This window comes from Thermalbibacter longus (assembly GCF_023806485.1).
Lineage (GTDB): Bacteria > Chloroflexota > Chloroflexia > Thermomicrobiales > Thermomicrobiaceae > Thermalbibacter > Thermalbibacter longus.
This window is the reverse complement of the sequence record NZ_JAMSLR010000023.1, coordinates 1-5,580: the sequence shown is the minus strand read 5'-3', so window position 1 is coordinate 5,580 and position 5,580 is coordinate 1. Positions and strand designations below refer to the sequence as shown.

Annotated in this window: 4 protein-coding genes and 1 pseudogene; 2 read left to right on the top strand and 3 right to left on the bottom strand. The window is 69.5% G+C overall.

Features of this window, described 5'->3' with window-relative positions:
• The coding region (locus NET02_RS16180; RefSeq protein WP_284058468.1) for a methyl-accepting chemotaxis protein at positions 1–1,407 on the bottom strand (1,407 nt) is incomplete at its 3' end.
• A gap of 206 nt (positions 1,408–1,613) precedes the next feature.
• Between NET02_RS16180 and NET02_RS16175 the strand changes: the two genes are divergently transcribed.
• Together NET02_RS16175 and mutM are read left to right on the top strand one after the other, a co-directional pair.
• A complete protein-coding gene (locus tag NET02_RS16175) occupies positions 1,614–1,979 on the top strand; it encodes a hypothetical protein (RefSeq protein ID WP_284058469.1) in 366 nt (121 codons plus the stop codon).
• Positions 1,980–2,005: 26 nt separating this feature from the next.
• Complete coding sequence (mutM, locus tag NET02_RS16170) at positions 2,006–2,923, top strand: bifunctional DNA-formamidopyrimidine glycosylase/DNA-(apurinic or apyrimidinic site) lyase (protein ID WP_284058467.1); 918 nt, start codon at positions 2,006–2,008, stop codon at positions 2,921–2,923.
• A 269-nt stretch (positions 2,924–3,192) separates the two neighbouring features.
• On the opposite strand, the gene hpt is transcribed toward mutM, so the two are convergent.
• Both hpt and NET02_RS16160 read right to left on the bottom strand, forming a co-directional pair.
• Entirely contained in the window at positions 3,193–4,182 is a 990-nt protein-coding gene (gene hpt, locus NET02_RS16620; RefSeq protein WP_347711062.1) for a hypoxanthine phosphoribosyltransferase, read from the bottom strand.
• 407 nt (positions 4,183–4,589) lie between these two features.
• Positions 4,590–5,580: pseudogene (locus NET02_RS16160) on the bottom strand (Ig-like domain-containing protein); the annotation flags it as partial.

Genomic DNA, 5,580 nt, shown 5'->3' with positions numbered 1-5,580 from the left:
GATGGCGGCGTTGAGGGCCAGGAGGTTGGTCTGCTCGGTGAGGTCTTCGATGGTTTGGACGATGCGGCCGATCTGCTGGGACTGTTCGCCGAGGGCGCGCATGGTGTGGGCGGTCTCCTCCACCTGGGTGCGCACCCGGAGCATGGCGGCCATGGACTGTTCGACGGTCTGGGCGCCGGTCTGGGCCTGCTGGGCGTTGTGGGTGGCGCTGTCGACGACCTGGCGGGCGATCTGTTCGAGCTGCTGGTTGTGCTCGGCGATGGTTTGGGCCAGCTCGGCGGCCCGCTGCAGCGCCCGCCCCTGCTCCTGCGCCGCCTTCGCCACCGCCTCGATCGTCTGCGCCATCTCCGCCGTCGCCGTCGAGGCCGTCGTCACCTGCTCCGCCTGCTGCGCCGACCCCTGCGCCACGTCCTGAATCGTCTGCGCCACCGCCTGCGTCGCCCCAGCAATCTGCCCCGCCAACTGCAAGCTCTGATCCCCCGCCTGGTTCACCGCGATCACGGCACCGCGGACCTGGGCCACGAGCTGGTTCAGGCCGGTGATGGTCTGGCCGAACGCGGCCCCGACCTGACCGAGCCGTTCGAGCATGCGGTTAAAGGCCTGGGCGGCCCGGCCGAGCTCGTCGCGGCCACTGACCGGAATCGGCTGGGCATCGACGGCGAAGTCGGCGGTGAGGTCACCCTGGGCCAGGCGCTGCAATGCCTGCTCCAGGCTAACCAGGTCACGCGCCGCAAGCTGCTCGCTGACGCCGGCGATGGCCTGAGCGGCGCGCACGATGGGCCGCGTCAGCAGAATACCGACTGCGATCCCGAGAACCGCCGCACCGAGAGTGACGCCGAGCAGGATGAGCTCGGAGCGGCTGACGGTGCTGTGGGCGGACGTCACCGAGACTTCCGTCTGCGCCCGCATCTGCTGCCGCGCCTCGGTGATCGCGTCGTCGACCGCCGCGAAGCGCTGCGCCAGTTCCCCGTTGACAGCTTGAGTCGCCGCCACAGTGTCGAACCGGCGGCTGGCCGCGAGCGCGACGTTATCCCGGGTCTCGACGTAGGCCGCCCAGGCCGATGCGAGCTGCTCGCGGACATCGCGGTACTTGCCGCCTGGATCCGCTGCCTCCCACTCGTCGAAGATCTGCCCGATCTCCTGGTCGAGCTGGGCGATCTCGCTGTCGAGCTGGCCTTTGGTTGCCTGGTCCTGCACCATTATATGCTTGAGGACGGCGGTGCGGACCGAGAGCATCTGGTGGGTCAGCCGCGCGAGCTGATCCATCGACGCGGTGTCGGTCGCGACCTGGTTGACCTCGCCCTGCGTCTGGCGCAAGCCATTCCACCCGACCACTGCAACGATCAGGGTGGCAACCAGCAGGCCCGCAATGAGGCCGAGCAGCTTCTGCTGAAGCGAGAGTTGCATCGAGACCCTCCTTCTCAACGGCATCGTGCCCCTCTGTGGAGTCAGAACGAGTCCGCGGGCGCGCCCATCGGCAGCGCGTTCTACCCTGAGACTATCGGCAGCGCAGCGCGCAGCTTGAGCGCTCTCCGGTACTGGTATGGTAGGATCGGCCGGTTGAGAGCGGCGGGAACGCGGCGGCTCGAACGGGAAAGGGGACGTTGGAGACGATGGTCCAGCGCCGGCAGACGCCCATGCGCTGCCCGCTCTGCGGGCGAGAGCTGGTCGATGTCCGCATTCGGTATATCGGTGACGTCACTGCCAGGCTGCCCTGGCAGCTCCATGCCGGACGCTGCCCGGAGCACGGCTGGTTCCAGGCCGAGGTGATCAGCAAGCCGCCGCGCGAGATCTTCCCGGTGAACCGGCCCGGCGGCATCGCCCGCCGGGTGGTGATCGAGGGCAAGGAGATCTACGCCTTCCCCACCATCTGGAACTCGCTCGATTCCCGGCAGGAGGTCGATCCGCTCGACCCGCGCTATTGGGAGGTCGACTGGGATCGGCTGGGCGTGCGGCCGCCGCAGCGCGCGGCCGCCTGATGACGCCGGGCTGACCTGGAGGCACGATGCCGGAGCTCCCCGAGGTCGAAGCTGCGCGGCGCGGGATCGCTGAGCAACTGGCCGGTCGGACAGTGACCGGGTTCGAGCTGTACCGTCCCCGGCTCGTCCAGTCCCTGCCCGGGCTCAGCCTCGACCTGCTCCCCGGCCGCCGGCTGCTCGAGGTCGGGCGCCGGGGCAAGTACCTCTGGCTCGTCTTCGAGCCGCTGGCCGCCGTCGTGCACCTCAAGCTGACCGGCCAGCTCGTCGCTCGCGGTGACGCGATCCCCGGCTTCGCCGCCGGCCACCCCGTCCCTCCCTACGACGCTCCCTTGCCGCACAAATCGACCGCGCTGCGCCTAGACTTCCAGCCGGGCATCCAGCTCTACCTCACCGACGTGCGCCACTTCGCCCGCTTGTGGCTGCTGCCGGTCGACGAACTGCAGAGTTATATCGATCGACTCGCGCTGGGCACCGACTTGCTCTCGCCCGATTTCACCTTCGAGGCCTTCCGCCAGCGTCTGGAGCGGCGGCGGAGCGGCCGGCTGAAGCCGACGCTGCTCGACCAGTCGGTGGTGGCTGGGATCGGCAACATCTACGCCGACGAGAGCCTCTGGCAGGCTCGCCTCCACCCGGAGCAGACCGTCGGCGAGCTGAGCGCGGACGACCTAGCCCGGCTCTACGAGGGGATCAGGGAGACCATACGCCTCGCGGTGCCGGTCGGCGGGGCGCGCATCCTGCACGGCAAGGCGGTACCGCCGGCCGGCGAGTTCCCGTTCGTGCACGGCCGGGAGGGACAGCCCTGCCCGCGCTGTGGCACGACGATCGTCAAGTTCCAGGTGAACGGCCGCGGAACCTACCTCTGCCCCCGCTGCCAGCCAGCCCCGGCTGGCGTCGCCGCGCGCCTCGCGCCGAGCGCGCAGCAGCCAGCCCCCATCGCGGAGTAGAGCCGGACCGCAGACATCTGAGCCGGCAGCCCGGCTTGGGAAGCTCGCGCCGCGCGCTGGTCCCGGCCGGGAGTCTACCCAGAGGATCCGGCCTGGCACCGGACAGCTATGGGCAGGGCGGCGACCCGGTGCGGCGAACCTTCCCCGCCCCTCACGGTCGCCCGCCCGGCTGGCCACCGTGCGCGGGCTCTCCGCGCCGCCGGTGACGGCGCATCTACCTCGGCAGGAGAACCCAGATCATCGAGGCTGGCACGCTCTCCGGCGATCGCTCACCCGCGCGCCGGGGGCGAGACCAGGCCGGCCGGCTTCTTGAGGAGCGGGCCGTTGCCGTTGGATTCGTAGACCTCTTTCCGCAGCACGCAGATGAAGGGCAGGTTACGGTAGAGCTCCCGGTAGTCGAGCCCGTAGCCGACCACGAACTCGTTGGGGATAGTGAAGCCGACGTACTTGACCGGCACCGGAGCCAGCCGCCGCTCGGCTTTATCGAGCAGCGCGCACACCTCCAGGCTAGCCGGCTCGCGCTCGCGGAGCGACCGCAGCACGAAGTCCATCGTCATGCCGGTGTTGACGATGTCCTCCACCAGGAGCACGTGCTGGCCACGGATATCGAGGTCGAGGTCGCGGCTGATGTACACGCCCTGGTCGAGCTCGCGGGAGAGCTGCAGGTAGTCGATCGCGAGCGGCCGGGTGATACACCGGGCCAGGTCGGCCAGGAAGAACGTGATGCCCTTGAGCACGCCGACGAGGATGAGCGACCGATCGGCGTAGTCTTCGGAGATCTGGCGGCCCAGCTCGGCCACCCGGGTCTGGATCTCGGCCGGGCTGAGCAGGATGCGCTCGATCTGGTCCGGCCGCAGCGAGGTGATATCGATCGAGCCGTAGCCGAACCGGGAGAGCAGCTCGTGGTAGTCCTTGCGGTAGAGCAGGACCACGTTGATGTTCGGGTAGAGCTGGCGCAGGCGGCGGACCTTGCGGTTCTTGCGGGTCACCAGGCTCTGCTTCATGGTGGTGAGCTCGACGTAGAGGTCTTGCTCGGGGAGGTAGAAATCGGGAGTGAACATCTCGGTGACGCGGCCATCGCGCCAGCGGAGGGGGAAGGACTTCGGCTCGTATTCCCACTTGATGCGATAGAAGTCGAGGAAGGCGGCGAACTCTGCTTCGGCCGGATGAGCGAACTGCGGGCGATGCGGGGCTGGCGCCTCCAGTGCCCGGGCCAGCTCTACCGAGGTCTCGCCGGGCTCTCGCCTCTCGTTGTCCATCACGCTCCCTACCGTGACGACCTCCCGCCCGCTTAGCTCCCTTCCCTTCCCGGCCCGCTTTCCAGTATACCACGCCACCCATCCGAATGGAACTTTGACAAGGAGACACAGATCCACCTGGATACCGCCCGCGATGCCCGCTGGATCTGCTGCTCGCGGCGCATCGCGGGGCGGGTCGTTCGGATGTCCCCGGCGCGGCTGGCCAGCAGCGTGGCCGCGGTACCGGGCGCGCGGCCCGGCTAGCGAGCGACGCCGTGACCGGCTCGCGGAGCCCCTGCTGGCTCGCGTGACCGGTCGATGTGCCGTTGCCCGGGGAGGAGGAACGTGGATCGCCCGGGCCACCTGAAGCTCCGGAGCGAACCAGAGGCCCCGGGGATATCCCGGGGCCTCCTCTGCGCGGGTTCGGGTCAGGCGCGGCTCACCGCGTGCACGCGTAATGGAACAGCAGCAACCCAGGTCTTAGTGACCTCGGCCTGCGGCTCCTCGGCGTCCGGGTCACCCAGCCCGTCGAGGTCGGCCCAGACCAGGATAGTGTCGGTGTCGCCGTCAGAGGCGTTGGCGTCGGTGTAGGTGCAGGTGGCCACGCCGTCCACGCCGGTCTCGGTGCAGACCACCGCCTCACCCGCGTTGGGCCCGGCTGTGATATCCGCCAGGACTTGCACCCCCTCGACCGGGTTGCCCGCCCCGTCCGTCAGCGTGGCAGTGATGGTGTGCTGTGTAGCGAGCGTGTTGGTGCAGTCACCGGTCTCAGTCGAGCCCGACTCGCAGGTCTGCTCGACATCGAGCACCCGCGCCTCGCCGAGCACCCACTCCTTGATCAGGGTGTCGGTCTCGCCGTCGTCGACCACCCCGTCGGCGTCGAGGTCGACCCAGACGCGGATCGCGTCGGTGCCCAACGTGCCGTTCGGCCAGTAGGTGAACGCGGACTGGCCGTTCGCGTCCGTCGACCCGCAGTCGCCCGCGCCCGCGTTCGGCCCGCTCACCACGTCGACGCACACGCCCACGCCCGGCAGCGGGTCGCCGAACTGGTCGAACACCGTCACCGTCACCGTGTGGCTGACCGGATCGCCGTCCGCGTCGGTCACCGGGTTGGTGGCGAACTCCGGCTCGGCCTCGAAGCGGGTCGGCTCCAGCTCCAGCGCCCCGGCCAGGAAGGCGTTGTAGGCCGCGGTGCCGTCGCCGACCACGTCGTAGTTGACGTTGTTCGACACCGCCGCCACCGGCGCGTCCGCACCGCTCGACACGACCGTGGCCAGGAACGAGCCCTGGAAGCCGACCGGCATCTCGGCGAAGAACGGGGTGTAGAGCGTGGCGGCCGAGAGCGGCCCGATGGTAGTCGAGACCGGCCCGGTCAGCGTCGGCGCCACGAGCGCCCCGGTCTGGTCGTAGAAGGCGTAC

Excerpts from the sequence above, each read along its gene's own strand:
- mutM (WP_284058467.1), top strand. The coding sequence starts at position 2,006 with ATGCCGGAGCTCCCCGAGGTCGAAGCTGCGCGGCGCGGGATCGCTGAG.
- NET02_RS16175 (WP_284058469.1), top strand. The coding sequence starts at position 1,614 with ATGGTCCAGCGCCGGCAGACGCCCATGCGCTGCCCGCTCTGCGGGCGA.
- hpt (WP_347711062.1), bottom strand. The coding sequence starts at position 4,182 with ATGGACAACGAGAGGCGAGAGCCCGGCGAGACCTCGGTAGAGCTGGCC.